This is a genomic window from Neisseria benedictiae (assembly GCF_958267435.1).
GTDB classification, from domain to species: Bacteria; Pseudomonadota; Gammaproteobacteria; order Burkholderiales; family Neisseriaceae; genus Neisseria; species Neisseria bergeri.
This window is the reverse complement of sequence record NZ_CATQFV010000062.1, coordinates 41,246-61,753: the sequence shown is the minus strand read 5'-3', so window position 1 is coordinate 61,753 and position 20,508 is coordinate 41,246. Positions and strand designations below refer to the sequence as shown.

Genomic DNA, 20,508 nt, shown 5'->3' with positions numbered 1-20,508 from the left:
CCCCCCCCCCTTTAGTGGTGATAGAAATTCTATTATTTTCACCTGTTAAATTGGTATGCGATTTAAAGGCTGTTTCAATCCCGCTTAAATAACTTGAAGATGTAAAATTATTTGAATCGGTAATGTTATCCATTAATTGACCGTTAAGTGAAATAACATTATCTCCCTCTGTCGCTGTTAAATTAACATTTGTGTTTAAATAATTGACAATACCACTATGGTGAATACCTTTGTGTATTTTTGCATTTAAATTAAGGTGGTTGCCTAATTTGGAGGTTAGAGATAATGAGCCTTTAGTACCGTCTGTGGTGTAGTTGAGATATTTAATTAAAGATTTATCATTAACAAGAAATTCCTGTCCTTGTTGGGTGAGTGCTTTCTCGGCAATATCTAGATTAAAGTCTATTTTTCCTTCGGCTTCTAACTTGACATCATTAGAATAAGGATTAATTTCAACAGATTGGAGATTATTTTTAAATAGAATGTCATTATTGCTTTTAAGCAATAGCTCCGGTTTGTATTCTAGCTCTTTGTCTGCATAAGAAAGAATACCGTAACTTCCCTTTACCGTTAAATTTCCATTATCATTTTTACCGGTGGTAATAAGTTCTAATTTTCTAAAGTTTTCACCTTTTTTCCACCAAGGCACAATATAGTTTTTTACAGTGATTTTTTCATCTTTAAGGGTTATAAGACTATCATCGTCTCTTTGCGGATCAGAAAATAAAGACACCCATTCCATCTCTTGAATATTAGTATATTCATGGGCTTCTGCCTCAAAACATAATGCCGATTGAATCAACAAAGCAATGGTAGATAAAGCAAATTTTCTATTTTGTTTCATCGAGTTCTCCTTAATGGTTAATTGAAACTCTGATTTGGGTATTGTTATGCCGGTGCGGAATCGGTCTCCGTGCCGGATATATTGTGTGAAGTCTCTCGTCTTTTCCAGTATGCGCCTAATATCGGCTTAAGGCAAACGGCGGGGCGGTATCCGTATGCGGCACGCCGCCTTTCCCTGCCGTATAATCATATTGTTTGAAAACCTGTTGACGGAGCCGTTATGACCGATTTGTTTGTCCGAGAACCCGACGCGCCGCTTGCCGAACGATTGCGTCCGCATACGCTTGACGACGTGGTGGGGCAGGAACACCTCATCGGCGAAGGTAAACCTTTGCGCGTGGCGGTAGAAGGCGGGAAGCCGCATTCTATGTTGCTGTGGGGGCCGCCGGGCGTGGGCAAGACGACGTTGGCGCGGATTTTGGCGCAGAGTTTCAACGCCCAGTTTTTGCCTGTTTCCGCCGTATTTTCCGGCGTGAAGGACATCCGCGAGGCAATCGATAAAGCCGAAATCGCTTTGCAGCAGGGACGCGCGACGATTTTGTTTGTCGATGAAGTCCACCGCTTCAACAAGGCGCAGCAGGACGCGTTTTTGCCGCATGTCGAAAGCGGTTTGCTGACCTTTATCGGTGCGACGACGGAAAACCCGTCGTTCGAAGTCAATCCCGCGCTGTTGAGCCGCGCGCAGGTGTATGTTTTGCAATCCTTGTCTTCAGACGACCTCAAGAAATTGATTGCCAAAGTGTTGGCATTGCCCGAATACCAAGATTTCACGATTGAGGCCGATGCGCAGGAGCTGCTCGTCAATACCGCCGACGGTGATGCACGCAGGTTGTTGAATCTATTGGAACAACTTTTACGCACCGCCGACACGCGCCGTCTGAAAATCCTGACCACCGAATTTCTCACTGACAGTCTCGGGGCGCAAATCCGCCGTTTCGACAAAGGCGGCGAGAGTTTCTACAACCAAATCTCCGCACTGCACAAATCCGTGCGCGGTTCGCATCCAAACGCCGCGCTGTATTGGTTTTGCCGTATGCTCGACGGCGGCACCGACCCGCGCTACCTCGCCCGCCGCATCGTGCGTATCGCTTGGGAAGACATCGGGCTTGCCGACCCGCGCGCCTTCCAAATTGCCAACGATGCCGCCGCCACCTTCGAACGCTTAGGCTCGCCCGAAGGCGAACTCGCGCTGGCGCAAGCCGTGCTGTACCTTGCCGCCGCTGCCAAATCCAACGCGGGCTACAAGGCATACAACCAAATGCGCCGTTTCGTTAAAGAAAACGCCAGCGATGAAGTACCCGTCCACCTGCGCAACGCCCCGACCAAGTTGATGAAAGAATTAGGCTACGGACGCGAATACCGCTACGCCCACGACGAACCGAACGCCTACGCCGCCGGTGAAAGCTATATGCCCGACGGCTTGGACGAACCTGATTTCTACCAACCCGTCCCGCGCGGACTGGAAATCAAAATCGGCGAAAAGCTGGCGTGGCTCAAATCGCTGGATGAAGAGGCATTGCCCAGGGGATAGGGCGGATTGGGGCAGGGCGGCTTTGACTGCCTGCCGCAAAAGCCTTCAGACGGCATTCCGAGCCTTGGGATGCCGTCTGAACGCGGTGGGGCGCGTCGGCGTTTTTGTAAACGATGTTTAACCGATGTTTCAACACACAGGACGGCACATAAAGCATCGCCCTGTGAATCGGGTTTTGAAGTTTGAGATGCCGTCTGAAGGCGGGAAAGCATACTTCAGACGGCATCAGGGCTTTATCTGATCGTATCAGAATGAATAATTTGATTATTTTATTTTTGGAACGGTTTTATGGTTGCCGAAAAATATGTTATCGAAAGCGGCTTTCCTTATCCGATGGGGGCGACACCGATGGATGGCGGGGTCAATTTCGCCTTGTTTTCAGGCAATGCCGAAAAAGTGGAGCTGTGCCTGTTTGACGGCGAAGGCGGGGAAACGCGGCTGGAGCTGCCTTCGCACGAAGGCACGGTGTTTTACGGCTTTGTGCGCGGAATCGGCGCAGGGCAGCGTTACGGCTACCGCGTGTACGGCAGGGCGGACGCGGAGGCGGAATCCTGTTTCAATCCGCAAAAGCTGCTGCTCGATCCGTATGCGCGGCAGACCGACGGCAAACCGGGTTTCCGCAATGCGGAAGAGATGGCATGGTTCAGACCGGAGGACGGGCGCGACAACGCGGCATTTGCGCCCAAAAGCGTGGTGCGGGGCGATGACGGTTTCGACTGGGGCGGCGACCGCCGTCCGCGCATCCCCTTGGCGCAAACCGTGATTTACGAGGCGCACGTCAAGGGGCTGACCAAACAGTTTCCCAATTTGGCACACGCCGGCACATACCGCGCCCTTTCCGATGCGCGCGTGATTGCCTATTTGAAGGATTTGGGCGTTACCACGCTCGAGCTGCTGCCGGTTCAGCAGCATCTTGACGAATACCATTTGCAGCAGGCGGGGCTGACGAACTATTGGGGTTACAACACTTGCGCCCATTTCGCAGTCGAGCCGTCCTATGCGGCGGAGGCGGAACAGGCTGCGGCGGAGCTGAAACAGGCGGTCAAATCGCTGCACGCGGCAGGTTTGGAAGTGATTTTGGACGTGGTGTACAACCATACCGCCGAACAGGACGAAACCGGCGCGATGCTGTGCCAGCGCGGTATCGACAATGCGCGCTGGTATTGGCACAAGCCGCACGGCGGTTATGAAAACTGGTCGGGCTGCGGCAACACGCTGCGTATTGCCGACCGCGATGTGGCACGTTGGGCTGCGGACAGCCTGCGCTATTGGGCGGAACATTTCCATATAGACGGTTTCCGCTTCGACTTGGGAACGGTTTTGGGACGCGGGCCGGATTTCCGAACGGACGGGCATTTTTTCCAAACGCTTTACCAAGACCCCGTGCTGGCAGATGTGAAACTGATTGCCGAAGCGTGGGACATCGGCGGCGACGGCTACCGTTTGGGGCAGTTTCCGCCGCCGTTTGCCGAATGGAACGGACGTTTCCGCGACGATATGCGCGCGTTTTGGGTATGGGAAAACGGCAATTTGGGTGCGTTTGCCGAACGTCTGGCAGGTTCATCCGACCTGTTCCGCCACGGCGGACGCAAGCCCTCGGCAAGCCTCAACTTCATTACCGCCCACGACGGCTTCACCCTGCGCGACTTGGTCAGTTACAACGAAAAACACAACGATGCCAACGGCGAAAGCAACCGCGACGGACACAACGGCAACATCAGTTACAACCACGGCATCGAAGGCGCGACCGACGATGCGGACATACGGCAAAGCCGCGAATACACCGCCAAAGCACTGCTCTCCTCGCTGTTCCTTTCCAACGGCATCCCGATGCTGCTCGGCGGCGACGAGTTCGGCAACAGCCAGCAGGGCAACAACAATGCCTATTGCCAAGACAACCCGATTGCGTGGCTCAACTGGCAGGACGCGGACGAAATGTTGCAGGATTACACGAAATCGCTGATTGCCCTGCGCCGGGAAATCGACATTTTGAACGAAAACATCTGGTGGACGGAGGGCAGGGTACGTTGGCTGAATGCCGACGGAGTACCGATGAATCATGAAAACTGGCACGACAAGACGGCGAAATCGATGCAGGTTCTGCTGGACGGGCAATGGCTGCTGTTGGTCAACGGTGCGCGTAATCGGCAGTTTTTTAACCTGCCTCAAGGACGGTGGCAGGTTTCTTGCGTACCATCGGAGAAATTTAATTACAATGTTTCTGAAAATCGGTTTGCCGCCGGACATATGGGCATTTGGGTTTTGAAGCAGGAAGCATGACCCGTCCGAACACAAATAAAAGAAATGCCGTCTGAACCGGCGACCCTTCTGACGGCATACGGAAACCTATTTTTCAATCACCCCGCAGAGAAAGGCTGTTTCACATGGCTCAAAAACTTCCCATTTCCGGTTTCGACTACGTCATGCCCAAACCAGATGCCGAGACCATCCGCAAAGCGATTGTCTACAAACTGATTTTCATTTTGGGCGCAGACCCCAAAGATGCCAACGAACACCAATGGCTCAACGCCGCCATGCTTGCCGCACGCGACCTGATTGCCGAAGACTTCCTAAAAACCCGCCGCGCCCACATCGAAAACGGGAAGCGTATGGTTTACTACCTGTCTATGGAATTCCTGCTCGGCCGCGCCTTTGTCAACGCCTTGATTAACGAAGGCGTTTACGCCGAATTTGAAGAAGCGTTCAAACAACTGGGCAAAGAATTCGCCGACGTGTGCGAACAAGAACAAGACCCGGGCCTGGGCAATGGCGGACTGGGCCGCCTTGCCGCCTGCTTCCTCGATTCGCTGGCGACTTTGCGGATTCCGGCAATGGGCTACGGCATCCGCTACCAATACGGTATGTTCAAACAGGAAATCGCGGACGGACAGCAGGTCGAAAAACCCGATTTGTGGCTGGATCAGGATTTGGCTTGGCAGTTTGCCCGTCCGAACAAACAGTATTCCGTCCGTTTCGGCGGTCAGCTTCTGAACATGGGCGGCAAAAAAGAATGGCAGCCCGATGAAGAAATCTCCGCGATGGCATACGACGAAATCATCCCGGGCTACGGCGGCGAATGTGCCAACCCGTTGCGCTTGTGGACGGCGCACGCCGGCAAACTGTTCAACCTTGCCGACTTCAACAAGGGCGACTATACCTCTGCCGTCCGCGCGCAAAACAGCGACGAAAACATCTCCCGCGTCCTCTATCCGAACGATTCTACCGACAGCGGCAGAGAGCTGCGCCTGAAACAGGAATATTTCCTTGTTTCCGCCTCGGTTCAAGACATCGTCGCACGCCACAAATGCCGTTTCCCGAGCGTTGAAAATCTTGCCGACAAAGCCGCCATCCACCTGAACGACACCCATCCCGTACTCGCCATTCCGGAGTTGATGCGTATCCTGATTGACGAAGAAGGCTTCGAATGGACAAAAGCATGGGAAATGTGCTGCAAAATCTTCTCCTACACCAACCACACATTGATGAGCGAAGCCTTGGAAACCTGGCCGGTCGAGCTGATGGCGCGCCTGCTGCCCCGACATCTGGACATTATCTTTGAAATCAACGCCCACTTCCTCAACAGCGTACAGGAACAGGGTTTTGATGAAGACTTTGTCCGCCGCGTCTCCATCATCGACGAAACCCACGGCCGCCGCGTGCGTATGGGCTGGCTTGCCGTCATCGGTTCGCACAAGGTCAACGGCGTGGCGAAAATCCACTCCGACCTGATGGTCAACACCATTTTTGCGGACTTCGCCAAAGTGTTCCCCGAACGCTTTACCAATGTTACCAACGGCGTAACCCCGCGCCGCTGGATCAACATCGCCAACCCCGAGTTGACCAAGTTCCTCGACAAACATTTGGGCGGAGACGACTGGCGTTTGCATTTGGACAAGCTGACCAAGCTCAACGGCACGGCGGACGATGCCGCCGTGCAGGCGGAATTTGGCGCAGTGAAAAAAGCCGCCAAAGAACGCCTCGCCAAATACATCGAAACCGAGCTGGGTATCAAAGTCGGCACCGACGCGCTTTTCGACATCCAAATCAAACGCATCCACGAGTACAAACGCCAAGCTTTGAACGTGATGCACATCGTGGACCGCTACAATAAAATCTTGGAAAACCCCGATTACGATTGGCAGCCGCGCGTGTTTATCTTTGCCGGCAAAGCCGCATCCGCCTACTATATGGCGAAAAAAATCATCCGCCTGATTAACGATGTGGCACGCGTCATCAACAACGACGAACGCATCCGCGACCTGATTAAAGTCGTGTTCATCCCGAATTACAGCGTCAGCCTCGCACAAATCATCATCCCCGCCGCCGATTTGCACGAACAAATCTCACTGGCGGGTACGGAAGCATCCGGCACCGGCAATATGAAATTTGCCCTCAACGGCGCAATCTGTATGGGTACGCTGGACGGCGCGAACGTTGAAATTTTGGAAAAAGTCGGCGCGGACAACTGCTATATCTTCGGAAATACCGTCGAACAAGTCGAAGAAATCCGCCGCAACGGTTACGACCCCTTGGGCTATATCGAGCGCGACAGCGACCTGCGCCGCGTCGTCAACCAAATCAGCCAAGGCGCGTTCTCGCCGGAAGAGCCGGACCGCTACAAAGACGTGTTGCAGCCGTACGGCGATTTCTATCAACTGATGGCGGATTTCCGCAGCTACATCGACACGCAATACAAAGCGGACGGACACTACCGCAACACCTCCGCATGGCGCAAATCAGCCTTGATCAACATTGCCAATATGGGCTTTTTCTCATCCGACCGCGCCATTGCCGACTACTGCCGCGATATTTGGCACATCGAGCCATTGAGCGAAAAAGAATTGCCCGGCAAAAATTAAGCGTTGAACAGATGGCAAAAGCCGATACATCGGAAAGGTGTATCGGCTTTTTTATATTTGCTGTTTTTTAATTGGATAACAAACTTAAAAGGCCGTCTGAAAATTTTCAGACGGCCTTTTAAAATTTAACTGCCATTTTACAGGATACTTGTAGCCTTACTTTGTCTTATTTGAGATTCTCCAATAGTTTTCCCCCATCAGTAATCTGAGATAATGTTTGGGCAAAAGGAAAAGAACGTCCCAAAATGGATTTAACCTGTTTTGCTTTGATTGGATTTTGACTTAAATCGATAAAATGTTCTAGTTTCTGAAAAAATGTTTTATTATCAACACCGTAATGATGAGTTTTCTCTATGATTCCTGTTGCTTGACCATATGCAACAATTCCTTGTCCAGAGGCGTATAGGAATACATAGTCTCCTTTTTTAATCCGACAGATTTTTTCTTTGTAGCCATCTTCAAATGCAGCAGCTACTTGGTTTGTCATCATAAAATTATGGTCTTCCAGGTCGTTGGCACTATTAGTATTTAATAAGAAATATCGTGTTGTAGTTGAATTATCAAATTCTTCTTCTTTTTGTTTGTCAATCATTCGTTTGTTCTCCCAGTCTTGAATAATGAATTCTTGAATTAAATCATTGATGATATCTTGGCGGGTTGTTTCCCAAGCATCGGCAAGCTCTTGCAAAATCAAATCATCTTTAATGGATAAACGTAAACTCAACGTAATCTTATTTTGATTTCGTTGGTTGTATATTTCTGTGCGGCGGTCGATAAAGCTATTAGGCATAATTATATCCTTTTGTTTTAGGGTTAAATAAAATATCAGGAGGAGAGGATTCATTCTTAATGGTGAGTATTATGTTACATTTCTATTTTTTATGCAATAAAAATTGCTCTTAGATTATTCTTATTTTATTATATTATTATTTTTATTTTTATTTAGAATAAACTATAATAATGACTTTTATGGGAGGTTCTGGCTGAATCAGGTAATTTATAGCAAAAGGTCGTCTGAAAACCGGAATTTGGGTTTCAGACGACCTTTTGATAGGACGGGCGGTTTATTTGTTTTCCGCTTCTTCAAAACCGACGACTTCCAAACCGAAACCGGTCAGACCGGTGAAAGATGAGGGTTGCCCGAGGACGCGCAGTTTTTTGACGTTGAGGCCGGCGAGGATTTGCGCGCCGATGCCGTAGCTTTTGCTGTCCCATTTGTAGGCTTGGTTTGCGCCTTTGGGCAGGGTGCGGTCGAGCAGGGATGCGCCGTCTTCGGTGCGGTGCAGGAGGATGACTACGCCGCTTTCGGCTTGTTGGATGCGCTCAAGGGCTTTGGGCAGCGACCAGGAATGGCGCGGGTTGGCTTGGATGAAGTCCATGACGCTGAAGGGTTCGTGTACGCGGACGAGGGTTTCTTCGTCGGTGGAAGGTGTGCCTTTGACGAGGGCGAGGTGGGTTTCGCCGGAGAGCTTGTCGACGTAAACGTGTTGTTGGAACTCGCCCCACGGGGTTTGTACGGGTGCGTTGCCCATGTCTTCGAGCAGGCTTTCGGTACGGCTGCGGTATTCGATGAGGTCGGCAATCGTGCCGATTTTGAGCTTGTGTTCTTCGGCAAACTTCATCAGCTCGGGCATACGCGCCATGGTGCCGTCGTCGTTGATGATTTCACAGATGACGGCGGCGGGGATAAGCCCGTTCATTTGCGCCAGATCGACGCCGGCTTCGGTGTGTCCGGCGCGGACGAGTACGCCGCCTTTTTGGGCGCGAAGCGGGAAGATATGACCGGGTTGGACGATGTCTTCAGGTTTGGCGGTCAGGGAAACGGCGGTTTGAATAGTCAGTGCGCGGTCAGCGGCGGAAATGCCGGTGGTAATGCCGTGGGCGGCTTCGATGGAGACGGTAAAGTTGGTGCCGTATTGCGCGCCGTTTTTCTGGGTCATCATGGGCAGGCCGAGTTTTTCGACCATTTCGCCAGCCATCGGCAGGCAGACCAGGCCGCGCGCGTTTTTAATCATAAAGTTGATGGCCTCGGGGGTAACGAATTGGGCGGCCATCAGCAGGTCGCCTTCGTTTTCGCGGTCTTCGGCATCGGTAATGATGACCATTTTGCCGGCTTTGATGTCGGCCAGGATTTCGGGGATGGTGGAGATGTGGGACATGGTGCGTCTTTCTTGATGGTCGGTTTGGGCGGCGGGGTTTGCCTGATCCAGCCACATGGCAGGCATGTTCGCCGCCTGTTCGATTTTTCTGGCTTTTTTCTCGCCGAAGGATTTGTTTTTTAAGAGGGCGGAGAGTTCGCCTGTGTTGAGTGCAACGGCTTCGGCAAAACGGGTTTGCAAACCGCCGTAGTATTTTTCTATCCACTGCCGCAGGTTGCGGCGGCGCAGGTCGGCTGTGTCGGTCATTGTTTTTCCCTTTGCGGAAACCGGATGTAGCGGATTGTAATCGCGTATTTACCAAAAAGCAAATCTGTTTTTTCGCTAAACCGAATTATTTGCTTTTTGGTAAACAGATACCGTCTGAAGCCGGATTCGTGGCTTCAGACGGCATTGCCGCAACCCCGCCGGCGGGGCGGCTGTTTCTTCCCGCACGCTTCTGATTATGGGGTTTCCGGAGGGTTATTCCGAAAAAATTTCTGATAAAAAGCTTTTGATGAATGCCGTCTTCCCGATAAAAACCGGACGGATTGCCTTCGCGCCGAATATCTTTCTGCATTTTTCTTTAAATGAAAAATATTCTCGGTAGATGACGATAATGTTTTTGGAAAAATAAAGCCCTACCAATATAGACCTCAGATAGCCGATATTGTCGAAGACAAATTTTTGCAAACCGCCGTAGATGGGGGAATTTTTGTTTTCGACTAAAAAATCCACACCCCGGTTGAGATGCGTCAGCATATCGCTGAAATTTTTGTATTTGATGTTGTGGCTGATAGAGCCGCCGAGAACGCGGTACTGGTAAAATGGGTTATCGTAAAAGGCAAAAGTCTTGATAAAACGCGCCAATTGCAAACTGTACGGGAAATCCTCGTGAATGTATCCTTTTGGGAAAAACAGATTGTTTTTGATGATTATTTCCCGCCTGACAATCTTTGTCCACGCGTTGGAGATATAGTACCGCCCTTCCACCAGCATTTCAAAATGGCGGACAAAATCATTATCCGAAAAGTCCTCCCCTTTGGAGATGTCGCGGTAATTGAAGGACGAAGGGTGCAGGATCAAATCAATCTTTTTATCTGCAAGTTGTTGTAAATCAAAGAGAATCCCCCCCCCGCGTTTTTTGAACGGTTGGTATCGGCCCAATAGTCGTCGCTGTCCAAAAAGATCAGGTAATCGCCTTTTGCCGCCCGGATACCGGCGTTGCGGGCATCCGACAGCCCGCCGTTTTCTTTATGAATAACTTTTATATGCGGATATTTGCCTGCATATTCGTCGCAAATCTTCCCGCAGCCGTCCGGCGAACCGTCATCGACCAAAATCATTTCATAATCGGCAAAATTTTCGGCAAGCACGGAATCCACGCAGCAGCGGAGGTATTTTTCCACATTGTAAATAGGGACGATGATGGAGAAAATCATAAATATCAATCTATTATATTAAGATGTTTGCGCGTATGCCTCAAACCCGCACCCGCAATGCGTTTGCATCCGCACCCTGTAACTTTATATAGTGGATTAACAAAAATCAGGACAAGGCGACGAAGCCGCAGACAGTACAAATAGTACGGAACCGATTCACTTGGTGCTTCAGCATCTTAGAGAATCGTTCTCTTTGAGCTAAGGCGAGGCAACGCTGTACTGGTTTTTGTTAATCCACTATAAAACTTATTGCTTTATCAAGGTATGGGAAACCTGTTTCCCGAAAGGCGGCGCAGGATGCCCGTTCCCTGCATCTTTGCCTTATTCCGGCATCAGATGTCCCAGCTTGTCTGCTTTGGTTTGGAGGTAGCGTTTGTTTTCAAGGTTTTCCCCAACGTGCAGGGGGATGCGTTCGACCACGTTAATCCCCGCATCTTTCAGGGTTTGGATTTTTTCGGGGTTGTTGGTCAGCAGTTTGACCGAGCGGATGCCCAGATATCCGTAGATAGATTGCGCCAAACGGAAATCGCGGGCATCGACGGGCAGCCCGAGTGCCAAATTGGCTTCAACGGTATCCATGCCTTGGTCTTGCAGATGATAGGCGCGGATTTTGTTAATCAGCCCGATGCCGCGTCCTTCCTGACGCAGATAGACGATGATGCCGCGCCCCTCTGCCTGTACCGCTCTCATGGCCGCTTCAAGTTGCGGCCCGCAGTCGCACTTTCTGGAAAACAGCGCGTCGCCCGTCAGGCATTCGGAGTGGATGCGCGTCAGAACCGGATTGCCGTCTGAAAAATCACCGACGGTCAGCGCGACGTGTTCCTGACCGCTTACTTCTTCAAAACCGTGCATCGTAAATACGCCCCATTCGGTCGGCAGGCGGCAGGAAGCGACATAGCTCAATAATTCAGACATTTTCAGCTCCCTCTGCGGCAGTGATGCCCAAAAGCTGCTTCAAAGGTTCGGACAGAGCCAAAGCCAAAGCGACCCATTCCGCCTGCGCCGCCTCATCCGCACAACCGGCTTTTTCAAATTCGACGTGAACCACGCCCAGCACGCCGCCGCTCTCCGTACAAACTGGAATGGAAAGCTGCGCCGCCGAATGCCGGTTGCGTTCGCCGGACAGCTCGCCCAATGCCAGCCAACGGCCCACATCCGAAGCAATATTCATCCAGCCGCTTTGCGCGCAACGGCAGGCAAGTGAAACATCGGCAACATTTTCATCTAGATTCCATATGTTTTCCAAACCTTCTCCCTGTTGGGACAGGCAAACCAGCTGAAAGGCGGCGTTTTCAGACGGCATCAGGGCATAAACGGCTGCGGCGCGCACGCCTTCACAGCGCGAAAATACCGAATCCAGAGCCATAAAAAGCCGTTTCAGGCTGTCTTCGCGACCATCATCGCACGGCAGATAATCGGCAAGTTTCCAACCTTCATGATTGCGCCACAAAACCGAACGGTCTATCGAAGCCATCCCCATATCCATCACCGTCTTTACGGTCAGATACGCCGTCCGTACCTCGTCTGGCGGCAGCTTTAAACCTTGGGTCAGCAGGAAATCTTTAATCAAAGCAGCAGGCATACTCAAATTCCGTCAATAAAATAAAACCGCCGGATTCCGATGCCAGGCGGACGAATAGCGGATTTTACCGCTGCAAAGCATAAGCCTCAACTATTATGCCCAAAGCCTTGCGCAATCGGACAAAATCTGTATAATCTCCACCCTTATGCGGACGTGGCGAAATTGGTAGACGCACCAGATTTAGGTTCTGGCGCCGAGAGGTGTGAGAGTTCGAGTCTCTCCGTCCGCACCACCCAACCCCTTTTAGGGGCTTTTTTTCGTCTAATCAAATCTAACACAGTAATCAAGATTCAATACTGGCAAGGATTTCAGGCTAATAACCTCCTTGCCAAATGTCTAAATACCCCCAATGCCATATAATTGAATAAAGCAAAATATGGGGATATGATTCGGGGAATCTGACAACACCCCCCAAAAAACATACCCCCAATGCCCCTGAACGACCGCCAAATCAAAGCTGCCAAGCCGTCTGATACTGGAAAGAAAATCAAGTTATTTGACGGGGGCGGCCTGTATCTTGAAGTTACACCAGCGGGCGGAAAAATATTCCGTCTGAAATACCGTTTTGCCAGTAAAGAGAAAACACTCACTATCGGGAAATATCCTGCTTTCTCATTGGTAGAAGCCCGCCAAGCCACCGAAAACGCCCGCCGCATGATTGTACAAGGGCAAGACCCCAGCAAAGCCAAGCAACAGGAAAAGCGCGAACGGCAAGCCGCCGCCCTAAATACTTTTGAATCAATCGCCCGCCGATGGCATACCGACAACCTGACCCGCTGGAAAGAAAACCACGCCGCCCGCGTGTTGAGATATTTTGAAACGGACGTTTTCCCCGTTATCGGCGCAATGCCGATTCAGGAAATCAGGGTAAGCGATATTAAAGCGGTTCTTGACGGCGTAATGGTGCGGGGCATGAACAATACCGCCGAAAAAATCAGGGAATGGACGGGCGCAATATTTGATTATGCTGTCATGCTTGAGATTGTGGAAACCAACCCCGCCTATTCATTGCGGAAATACATCCCCGCTAAGCAGACCGACCATCGCCCAGCTTTGCCCCGTGAAGAACTGACCGAGTTTTTCCGCCGCCTGATACTGGCAGAGATTGAGCCGCAAAACAGAATAGCCCGGATTTTGAATATGCTGACCTTTTTACGAAGCACGGAACTAAGGGGCGGGCAATGGAATGAAATAGACTTTGACGCGGCAATGTGGACAGTTCCCGCCCAGCGTATGAAGCACGAAAAGACCGCGCCGAAACCGCCCCATGCCGTGCCGATGGCTGATTGGACGCTTGAACTTTTGGCAGAACTGAAAGAGCTTACTGGTAATACGCCGTTTCTGTTTCCCAGTAGAACCAAGACGGACGGTTTTATCAGCGACGCAACAATAGGTCGTATCATTGAGCGCATGGGCTACAAAGGTAGAGTAACCCCGCATGGTTTCCGTTCCCTTGCAAGCAGCGTTTTGAATGAGCAAGGCTTCAACCCTGACGCGATAGAGCGACAGCTTGCCCATATTGAAAACAACAAAATCCGCGCCGCCTACAACCGCGCCGATTATCTGAACGAGCGCAAAGAGTTTATGCAGTGGTATAGTGATTTTTTGCGAGAACGATACCGCCAAGCATTAAGATTGATTGAGGACGGTACGCGGAATTAACGTATTTTTTCGCCGCCGTTGCCGAAAATCTTCACGACAGATGGCGGCGGAAATTTTCATAGAAAATCTCCCAAATAACGATAAAAATTCATAAGATGAAATAAATTCACATAGAATCGTTCAAAATACAAGTTAACTAACATTTACATAATTTACATAACAACAGTTTTAGAAGAATGTTTTTAATGCTTGTAAAAATTGGCATATAAAAAAATAACAGCCTGTCCGTTATTCTTTCGTGTTTTCTGAAAAAAAGTGCAACATTGTTGCACTTTTTTTTATTGAAATATTTTGAAATATTTTGCTAAAAGTGAAACGTTGTTGCACTTTTTCAATAAGTTATCGACTTTTTAACACGGCTTAATGTTGTTATCTTATTCGCTTGTCGTCTAATTCAATCTATCTGAAAGCAAGGAAGTTTAAATATGAACGATACAAGCAGGATTTTGAGAGCCAAAGCAGCGGCGGAAAAATTGGGTATATCTACCGCGACACTTTGGAATAAGGCAAACCCCAAAAGCCGCCATTACCGCCCCGATTTTCCTCAGCCCGTCAAAATATCAGATAACGTTACGGGCTGGATTGAGAGCGAAATCACGGCATACATCGAAAAATGCGCCGCCCAGCGCAAAGATACAGGAGCAGCAGCATGAAGACCGCTTATCAGACCATGAAAGAAGCAGAAGCCGCATTCAGCCGCTTGGCAAAGCTGGAACAGCAACAAGCCGCTAAAGAAGCCAAGCACAAAGCCAAGATTCAGGCATTGACCGACAAATACGCCGCTGATATTGAGCCGCTGGCAAGCGAACAAACCGCTATCCGCGCCGCGCTTGCCGACTATGCCGCCGCCCACCGCGACGAACTGACCGCCAACGGCAAAACCAAGACCGCCTCTATCGGCAAAGGTCGTCTGAAATGGCGCAAACAGCCTGACAAGCTGGAAATCACGGGCGATACGGAAACCATCATTGCCGCCCTGAAACGCCGCCGCTTAAGCCGCTTTATCCGCGTAAAAGAAGAATTGAACAAATCCGCCATCATTGCCGAAATCGGCAAACTGAAAACACCGATAGACGGTATCAAAACTGTATCAGGCGGCGAAGTATTGAGTATTGAAACAGGGGCATGACATGGACAAAAGAACAACAATCAGCAGTGATGAAATTTTAAGCGCAATTTCCGACAAGTGCGCCGAAGTATTGAAGAATTTGGGCATAAATTCAGCCCATGCACACCGCGCCGCTATTGCCGTTGCAGACAATATTTCTTTTGAGTTCGGTGGGCAGCTTGTCTATTTCAAGCAGTGCAAAAAAGAAGATATTGAAGAGAGAAACCTAACCATTATCGAAGAATACAAAAGCGGCTTGATGACCGTAGGGGAAATCGCCCGCAAATACGGAATTTCCATGCAGTCGGTTTATGTGATTTTAAGAAAGGCAAAAAATGAATCTTGAAATCAAGCGTTTTCAAATTTCAAAAGTCGGAACGCATACCGATTCACGCGGCGCAAAACACTTTTTCAGTAGCGAAAAGCTGCAAGCCGTAGCTGACGAGTACAACCGCCGAAAAGCGGCAAAGGGCAAAAGCGCTCCCCTGTTCATCGGGCATCCGTCCATGTTGAAAACCCCGCCAAAGCCTTTGGGCTTGGTTACTGAATTGACCTTTTCAGACGGCAAACTATACGCAGAAGCGTATTCAACCGACGAACTGACCGACCTAATACGACGCGGCGTTTATAAGCACTGTTCGGCAGGTTTCGACTTATTGAAGGGCGGCGGCTTGAAACTGAATCACGTTGCCTTTTTGAACCATCCCGCCGTTAAAGGCATGGACGCGCTGGATTTTGGTGCAGGGCAGGCGGGATACATCACATTTGAAACCGAAATATGCCAGTTTTCCGAGCCTGAATATCCGAGCGAAGCGCACCGACTGGACGCATACGCCCGCGCCTATATGCAGGAACACCCGCAAGCCGACTATGCCGCCGCCGTAAGAGCCTGTTTACATCTGACGAACTACCGATAAAGGACAATGAAATGACTGTAATTGATACCGCAAAATCTGCCGTAAATGCTTTTAAAGCACAAGCCGCCAAAATTCAAACAGAGCGCGAAAATACCGCCTCTTCAATCGGCAAACTGAAAGCAGAAATCAAGCGTTTGCGCGATATGCCCGTTTCCCGTGCTGATTTTAGTCTGATTTTAAAAGAGCACATCAAGGCGCAATCGGATCAGAGCGCAAACCGCCTTGTTTCCGCCCTTGAGCAGACAAAACTCAATTCAGACGGCAACGGCTTGGAATTTGACCGTTACAACCGCCGCCCGCTGGAATCGCTTGAATCCAATATTTATTCAGGCTGGCTTTTTTTCAGGCATGAAAACCGATTATGACTTTCTGTCTTACAGCCAACTGGAAAACGGGGCGGGCGGCATCCGCAGCCTGCTTTGCTTCTTGTTTCCCGACATCATCCACGACCGAATCATGCAGACGGTAAACGAAAAAATCGGCGACAAATGGGGCAATGACGACTTGCCGAGCGTATCCGAACGCCGAGAAAAAATCATTGATATGCAAAACGAAATCAAAGATTTAGAGGGGAAATTAGCCGAATTGGACGCGGCAATCAAAGAATTTGGGGCGCAAACCGCTTGACAGCGGCAAAAGGCGGGGCAATAATGCGTCTGTCGTCTTCAATAGGACGAACAGCCGTGAGAAGCTGAAATCAACTAGGCAAGTAAGCCGCCCAAAGCGTATCAGAGTTACCCGATAGCCCGAATACCCCAAGCGGCATTTTCTTATCTTGCATTCCCCCTGTTTTACCTTTTTCAATGGCAGGCAGGGGCAAAGAGGGCTTTATGCCCGCTGGTTCTAGTTGCCAGTTTCTCACCCTTTGCCCTTTGCCCGCCGCCCCACCGCGTGAGAACGGAAAGGCGGCATATCAGCCAACTAGAAAGGTAACAACATCATGACTAAAGTCATCACAAAAGCCATCACACCCGAATTCACTAATTCAGAAATCCCGCAATCATTCTTTCACGGCGAACAGGATATTTATATCCTGAACGAAGCCGCCTACCGTCAAATCGAGCGCGTAGCCGATATGCTGGCAGCAATGGCGACCTACTCACGCGGTAGCGATAAGCGCGAAGAGCAGCTATTCAATACCTTGTCTTTTACTTCCGAGCTTCTCGAAAAATCCATTTCTTGGAACTGTATTTAATCCTTTGAATCGACCTTTTGCCATGCCTGAAACGGCAACGGCGGGATTTTTGCAGCCCGAAGAAACAAAAAAGCATTTCTGACCGCATTCTGACCGACCTAATACGCCTTTTTTACGCTTGGCAAGGGGTAGATATACCCGAAAGGCAAAACGCCATGAAATACGACCTTTCCGACCTCAAAGCCGCCGCATTTGGACGCTGGCAGGAAATCCACGCCGCATTAGGCATAGACCTCCGCTATTTGAATACGCGCCGCCATTGCCCCTGCCCGTATTGCGGCGGCAAAGACCGTTACCGCTACACTGACCATCGGGGAACGGGCGGATTTATCTGTAATCAATGCACCCCGCAGGGCGGCAGCGGCTTTGATTTGTTGATGTTGGTTTTTGGATATGACTTCAAGGAAGCAACCCGCCAAGTAGCCGCCGTTTTGGGGTTTTCAGACGGCATGACGGGGCAATATCAAGCCCGCTGCCCCTTGCCATCAGAACCCGCCGCGCCGATACAGGATAAACAGCCCGCCTTGCTAAAAGCATGGCACGAAGCCCGCCCGCTGGACGGCAACGACCCCGCAAGCCTGTATCTGCAAACGCGGGGCTTGCCGCCCGATTCTTGGCAGTGGACAGGCGGCGCAATCCGTTTTCATTCCGCCCTTTCCCTTTACGCCTTACGCGCCCTTGACGGACACACCGCCGCCCCTTTGCTGATTGGTTACTACCCCGCCATGATAGCCGCCGTTACCGACACGGGCGGCAATCTTCAGGGTTTACACCTGACTTATCTAGCCCCCGATTCAGACGACCCGCGCCGCTGGCACAAACTGAACGCAACCCACCCCGAAACGGGCGAAGCCTTGCCCGCCAAAAAAATGCGGGCGCGATACCCCGAAGCATTGCGCGGGGCAGCCGTAGCCCTAGCAGCCCCCGATAAGGACGGGCGGATTTTGGTATCGGAGGGCATAGAAACCGCCCTAGCCGCGCGCGCCTTGTTCGGTATTCCCGCCGTTGCCACCCTTTCCGCCATCGGGATGACCCGCTGGCAATATCCGCCAAATGCCCGCGCCCTGTTTATCGCCGCTGACAACGACAACAGCAAGACGGGAATCAAAGCCGCCGAAAGCCTAGCCCGCCGCGCCATTTCTGACGGATTGACCGCCGCCATATGGCAGAGCGATACGGCGGGATTTGACGCATTGGACGCATTGGACGAATACAACACCCGCCAAGCAGACAAAAAAGCCGTCTGAAACCTGATTCAGACGACCGAAAGCTACATTTTCCATTCAAGGATACTGCCATGCTACACCAAAGCAAAAACGACAGCCAAACCGCCGCCCCCGCAAATGATACGCTGTCGGAATTTGAAACCTTTACCATTAAACCCCGTTACGAATGCACGAAAAACGGCGTTTACTTTATCGGCATAAAGACCGATAAAGACGGCAACACGAGCGAAGCCGCCCCGCTTTGGCTTTCCGACCCGATACGGCTTATTGGGCGCGGCATAGACGGCGGCGGCAATCATTACCGCATTATCGAATACAGAGACCGCCTGACCCGTCAAACCAAACAAGCCGCCCTGTCTGCCGCCGATATAGGCACAAATCAAGGCTGGCAGTGTTTGCAGTCATACGGTTTGACTGTCTTATCGGGCAGAGCCAAGCGCGAAAGACTGGCAGACTACCTACAAACTGACGGGCAGGACACCCCATACACCGTAACCGCACAAGCAGGCTGGCATGGCAACGCCTACATCTTACCCAGCGGCGAAACCATACAGCCCGAACACGCCCCAAAAGGACAGGCAAAAACCATTTACAACGGCGATAAAAGCCAAGCCGCCGCATACGCCCCAGCGGGAACGCTGGACGACTGGAACGCAGCCATCGGCAAACACCTGACAGGAAACAGCCGTCTTTGCCTTGCAGTTGGAACAGCCCTAGCCGCGCCCCTGATTGAGCTTTTAGGATTGGAAGCGGGCGGATTCCATCTTTTCGGCGATTCACGCGACGGCAAATCTACCGCCGCCCGCGCCGCATTGAGCGTATGGGGAAACCCCGTCGCTCTTATGCAAACTTGGACAGGCACGGCACACGGATTCAGCAACTTAGCCAACGCCCGTAATGACGGCTTGCTTGTATTGGACGAAATCGGGCAGGCAAACCCCCGCCAAGTAGCCCACACAGCCTATTCAGTTATCAACGGTATATCCAAAGTGCAGGGCGCGAAAGACGGCGGCAACCGAGAATCGACCCGCTGGAAAGTCTTATTGTTTTCCACAGGGGAAAAGCCGCTTGAAAACTTCGTAGAGCGCGGCGGCGAAAAATGGCAGGCAGGGCAGGCAGCCCGCTTGCCGTCTATCCCCAGCAATGCAGGGAAAGGATTAGGCATTTACGACACTTTGCATGACTTCGAGAGTGGGCATTATTGAGCGAACACATCAACCAATCAGCAGCAGCAAACTATGGCACATTGGGGCGCGCCCTGATTGCTCTGATACAAAATACCCCTGAATCCGTAGCTACCGCCCGCGCCTTGCAAGACGACTTCATGCAGACCCTGCCCGCATTGAACGGACAGGCGCGAACCGCAGCATTACGCCTAGCCGCCACCGCCGCCGCGCTGGAACTTGCCGCCCGCGCCCGCCTGATACCGTTACCCATAGGCGGCGGAATTGCCGCCATCAAACAATGCTTTGAAGACTGGCGAGAACGGACGGGCGGCGGCAAATACGAAGACCGCGCCATTATTGGACAGGCAGCGGCATTCATGGATATAAACGCCCTGTCTATGCGCTTTTCCGATTGGAACAGCCAAACCGTAAACCGCGACCATGCAGGATACAGACGGCAGGAAGGCGAAGACGATGAATATTGGATAATTCCCGTTACTTTTGAATCCGAAATCTGCCAAGACTTCGACAAACAGAAAGTATGCGAAGTCCTACATGCCGCCCAATGGCTGAAAAAGCCCGAAAATCAAAGGGGCTGGACGCACCAACGGAAACGGAAAGGCGCAATCAGCCGTTTCTATGTCCTCATAGGCGAAGCCCCGCCCGATACCGACGAATAAACCAAGCCCGCCCGAACATTCAGGCGGGCTTTTTTGCGTTTGCGGTTTTTACCCGTCAATTTCAGACGACCTTAAAACATAAAACCGCCAAATTTGCGAAATGCGGGCATTTTCCTGTCTGCCTATATCTACCTATACTAAAACAATGAAACCCGCCAAATT

The 20,508-nt window shown here is 50.9% G+C and carries 21 protein-coding genes, 1 tRNA gene and 1 pseudogene; 15 read left to right on the top strand and 8 right to left on the bottom strand.

Annotation, left to right across the window (positions count from 1 at the left end):
• Positions 1-385 precede the first annotated feature (385 nt).
• Positions 386-742, bottom strand: a pseudogene (locus Q3O12_RS10775) (hypothetical protein); the annotation flags it as partial.
• A 321-nt stretch (positions 743-1,063) separates the two neighbouring features.
• On the opposite strand from Q3O12_RS10775, the gene Q3O12_RS08110 reads away from it, so the two are divergent.
• Positions 1,064-2,374, top strand: coding sequence for a replication-associated recombination protein A (locus Q3O12_RS08110; protein ID WP_301670012.1), 1,311 nt, complete (start codon positions 1,064-1,066; stop codon positions 2,372-2,374).
• Here the strand turns inward: Q3O12_RS08110 and Q3O12_RS08105 are convergent.
• Positions 2,337-2,600 (bottom strand): hypothetical protein, encoded by a 264-nt coding sequence (locus Q3O12_RS08105; RefSeq protein WP_301670011.1) that lies wholly within the window; start codon positions 2,598-2,600, stop codon positions 2,337-2,339. The genes Q3O12_RS08110 and Q3O12_RS08105 overlap by 38 nt on opposite strands.
• Positions 2,601-2,662: 62 nt before the next feature.
• On the opposite strand from Q3O12_RS08105, the gene glgX reads away from it, so the two are divergent.
• Together glgX and Q3O12_RS08095 are read left to right on the top strand one after the other, a co-directional pair.
• On the top strand, positions 2,663-4,654 hold the full coding sequence (gene glgX, locus Q3O12_RS08100; protein ID WP_301670010.1) for a glycogen debranching protein GlgX: 1,992 nt from the start codon (positions 2,663-2,665) through the stop codon (positions 4,652-4,654).
• A gap of 104 nt (positions 4,655-4,758) precedes the next feature.
• Positions 4,759-7,233 (top strand): glycogen/starch/alpha-glucan phosphorylase, encoded by a 2,475-nt coding sequence (locus Q3O12_RS08095; RefSeq protein ID WP_301670009.1) that lies wholly within the window; start codon positions 4,759-4,761, stop codon positions 7,231-7,233.
• 166 nt (positions 7,234-7,399) lie between these two features.
• On the opposite strand, the gene Q3O12_RS08090 is transcribed toward Q3O12_RS08095, so the two are convergent.
• The 6 genes from Q3O12_RS08090 to Q3O12_RS08065 all read right to left on the bottom strand — a co-directional run bounded on the left by Q3O12_RS08090 (position 7,400) and on the right by Q3O12_RS08065 (position 12,392).
• Positions 7,400-8,023 (bottom strand): hypothetical protein, encoded by a 624-nt coding sequence (locus tag Q3O12_RS08090; RefSeq protein WP_107819215.1) that lies wholly within the window; start codon positions 8,021-8,023, stop codon positions 7,400-7,402.
• Positions 8,024-8,297: 274 nt separating this feature from the next.
• Positions 8,298-9,638 (bottom strand): bifunctional 3,4-dihydroxy-2-butanone-4-phosphate synthase/GTP cyclohydrolase II, encoded by a 1,341-nt coding sequence (gene ribBA / locus Q3O12_RS08085; RefSeq protein WP_301670008.1) that lies wholly within the window; start codon positions 9,636-9,638, stop codon positions 8,298-8,300.
• A gap of 213 nt (positions 9,639-9,851) precedes the next feature.
• Positions 9,852-10,454, bottom strand: a complete 603-nt coding sequence (locus Q3O12_RS08080; RefSeq protein ID WP_301670007.1) for a glycosyltransferase family protein — start codon at positions 10,452-10,454, stop codon at positions 9,852-9,854.
• Positions 10,451-10,810, bottom strand: a complete 360-nt coding sequence (locus Q3O12_RS08075) for a glycosyltransferase family 2 protein (RefSeq protein ID WP_025458428.1) — start codon at positions 10,808-10,810, stop codon at positions 10,451-10,453. Before Q3O12_RS08075 ends, Q3O12_RS08080 begins: the two co-directional genes overlap by 4 nt.
• A gap of 321 nt (positions 10,811-11,131) precedes the next feature.
• The gene (gene ribA, locus Q3O12_RS08070) at positions 11,132-11,725 is read right to left on the bottom strand and encodes a GTP cyclohydrolase II (RefSeq protein ID WP_301670006.1); all 594 of its coding nucleotides are present in this window, start codon (positions 11,723-11,725) and stop codon (positions 11,132-11,134) included.
• Positions 11,718-12,392: a hypothetical protein gene (locus Q3O12_RS08065; protein ID WP_301670005.1), complete on the bottom strand. Its 675-nt coding sequence runs from the start codon at positions 12,390-12,392 to the stop codon at positions 11,718-11,720. Before Q3O12_RS08065 ends, ribA begins: the two co-directional genes overlap by 8 nt.
• 147 nt (positions 12,393-12,539) lie before the next feature.
• Between Q3O12_RS08065 and Q3O12_RS08060 the strand changes: the two genes are divergently transcribed.
• From Q3O12_RS08060 to Q3O12_RS08005, 12 genes are all read left to right on the top strand, one after another.
• A tRNA-Leu gene (locus tag Q3O12_RS08060) sits at positions 12,540-12,624 on the top strand.
• A 197-nt stretch (positions 12,625-12,821) separates the two neighbouring features.
• Positions 12,822-14,054, top strand: coding sequence for a tyrosine-type recombinase/integrase (locus Q3O12_RS08055; RefSeq protein WP_301670004.1), 1,233 nt, complete (start codon positions 12,822-12,824; stop codon positions 14,052-14,054).
• A gap of 425 nt (positions 14,055-14,479) precedes the next feature.
• On the top strand, positions 14,480-14,707 hold the full coding sequence (locus tag Q3O12_RS08050) for a helix-turn-helix transcriptional regulator (protein ID WP_301667668.1): 228 nt from the start codon (positions 14,480-14,482) through the stop codon (positions 14,705-14,707).
• Positions 14,704-15,183 (top strand): host-nuclease inhibitor Gam family protein, encoded by a 480-nt coding sequence (locus Q3O12_RS08045; RefSeq protein ID WP_301667667.1) that lies wholly within the window; start codon positions 14,704-14,706, stop codon positions 15,181-15,183. The genes Q3O12_RS08050 and Q3O12_RS08045 overlap by 4 nt, the downstream gene beginning before the upstream one ends.
• Positions 15,167-15,508: a Mor transcription activator family protein gene (locus tag Q3O12_RS08040; protein ID WP_301670003.1), complete on the top strand. Its 342-nt coding sequence runs from the start codon at positions 15,167-15,169 to the stop codon at positions 15,506-15,508. Before Q3O12_RS08045 ends, Q3O12_RS08040 begins: the two co-directional genes overlap by 17 nt.
• Positions 15,498-16,079, top strand: a complete 582-nt coding sequence (locus Q3O12_RS08035; protein ID WP_301670002.1) for a phage protease — start codon at positions 15,498-15,500, stop codon at positions 16,077-16,079. Before Q3O12_RS08040 ends, Q3O12_RS08035 begins: the two co-directional genes overlap by 11 nt.
• 11 nt (positions 16,080-16,090) lie before the next feature.
• The gene (locus tag Q3O12_RS08030; protein ID WP_301670000.1) at positions 16,091-16,444 is read left to right on the top strand and encodes a hypothetical protein; all 354 of its coding nucleotides are present in this window, start codon (positions 16,091-16,093) and stop codon (positions 16,442-16,444) included.
• On the top strand, positions 16,428-16,706 hold the full coding sequence (locus tag Q3O12_RS08025; protein ID WP_301669999.1) for a hypothetical protein: 279 nt from the start codon (positions 16,428-16,430) through the stop codon (positions 16,704-16,706). Before Q3O12_RS08030 ends, Q3O12_RS08025 begins: the two co-directional genes overlap by 17 nt.
• A 313-nt stretch (positions 16,707-17,019) precedes the next feature.
• Positions 17,020-17,274, top strand: a complete 255-nt coding sequence (locus tag Q3O12_RS08020) for a hypothetical protein (protein WP_301669998.1) — start codon at positions 17,020-17,022, stop codon at positions 17,272-17,274.
• A gap of 155 nt (positions 17,275-17,429) precedes the next feature.
• On the top strand, positions 17,430-18,521 hold the full coding sequence (locus tag Q3O12_RS08015) for a DUF7146 domain-containing protein (protein ID WP_301669997.1): 1,092 nt from the start codon (positions 17,430-17,432) through the stop codon (positions 18,519-18,521).
• A 50-nt stretch (positions 18,522-18,571) separates the two neighbouring features.
• A complete protein-coding gene (locus Q3O12_RS08010; RefSeq protein WP_301669996.1) occupies positions 18,572-19,705 on the top strand; it encodes a DUF927 domain-containing protein in 1,134 nt (377 codons plus the stop codon).
• A complete protein-coding gene (locus Q3O12_RS08005) occupies positions 19,702-20,346 on the top strand; it encodes a hypothetical protein (RefSeq protein WP_301669995.1) in 645 nt (214 codons plus the stop codon). The genes Q3O12_RS08010 and Q3O12_RS08005 overlap by 4 nt, the downstream gene beginning before the upstream one ends.
• Positions 20,347-20,508 lie beyond the last annotated feature (162 nt).

Coding starts and splice junctions, on each gene's coding strand:
- Q3O12_RS08020 (WP_301669998.1), top strand. CDS start 17,020: ATGACTAAAGTCATCACAAAAGCCATCACACCCGAATTCACTAATTCA.
- Q3O12_RS08095 (WP_301670009.1), top strand. CDS start 4,759: ATGGCTCAAAAACTTCCCATTTCCGGTTTCGACTACGTCATGCCCAAA.
- Q3O12_RS08090 (WP_107819215.1), bottom strand. CDS start 8,023: ATGCCTAATAGCTTTATCGACCGCCGCACAGAAATATACAACCAACGA.
- Q3O12_RS08065 (WP_301670005.1), bottom strand. CDS start 12,392: ATGCCTGCTGCTTTGATTAAAGATTTCCTGCTGACCCAAGGTTTAAAG.
- Q3O12_RS08010 (WP_301669996.1), top strand. CDS start 18,572: ATGCTACACCAAAGCAAAAACGACAGCCAAACCGCCGCCCCCGCAAAT.
- Q3O12_RS08055 (WP_301670004.1), top strand. CDS start 12,822: ATGCCCCTGAACGACCGCCAAATCAAAGCTGCCAAGCCGTCTGATACT.
- ribA (WP_301670006.1), bottom strand. CDS start 11,725: ATGTCTGAATTATTGAGCTATGTCGCTTCCTGCCGCCTGCCGACCGAA.
- ribBA (WP_301670008.1), bottom strand. CDS start 9,638: ATGACCGACACAGCCGACCTGCGCCGCCGCAACCTGCGGCAGTGGATA.
- Q3O12_RS08030 (WP_301670000.1), top strand. CDS start 16,091: ATGACTGTAATTGATACCGCAAAATCTGCCGTAAATGCTTTTAAAGCA.
- Q3O12_RS08050 (WP_301667668.1), top strand. CDS start 14,480: ATGAACGATACAAGCAGGATTTTGAGAGCCAAAGCAGCGGCGGAAAAA.
- Q3O12_RS08035 (WP_301670002.1), top strand. CDS start 15,498: ATGAATCTTGAAATCAAGCGTTTTCAAATTTCAAAAGTCGGAACGCAT.
- Q3O12_RS08045 (WP_301667667.1), top strand. CDS start 14,704: ATGAAGACCGCTTATCAGACCATGAAAGAAGCAGAAGCCGCATTCAGC.
- Q3O12_RS08110 (WP_301670012.1), top strand. CDS start 1,064: ATGACCGATTTGTTTGTCCGAGAACCCGACGCGCCGCTTGCCGAACGA.
- Q3O12_RS08075 (WP_025458428.1), bottom strand. CDS start 10,810: ATGATTTTCTCCATCATCGTCCCTATTTACAATGTGGAAAAATACCTC.
- glgX (WP_301670010.1), top strand. CDS start 2,663: ATGGTTGCCGAAAAATATGTTATCGAAAGCGGCTTTCCTTATCCGATG.
- Q3O12_RS08105 (WP_301670011.1), bottom strand. CDS start 2,600: ATGCCGTCTGAAGTATGCTTTCCCGCCTTCAGACGGCATCTCAAACTT.
- Q3O12_RS08025 (WP_301669999.1), top strand. CDS start 16,428: ATGAAAACCGATTATGACTTTCTGTCTTACAGCCAACTGGAAAACGGG.
- Q3O12_RS08015 (WP_301669997.1), top strand. CDS start 17,430: ATGAAATACGACCTTTCCGACCTCAAAGCCGCCGCATTTGGACGCTGG.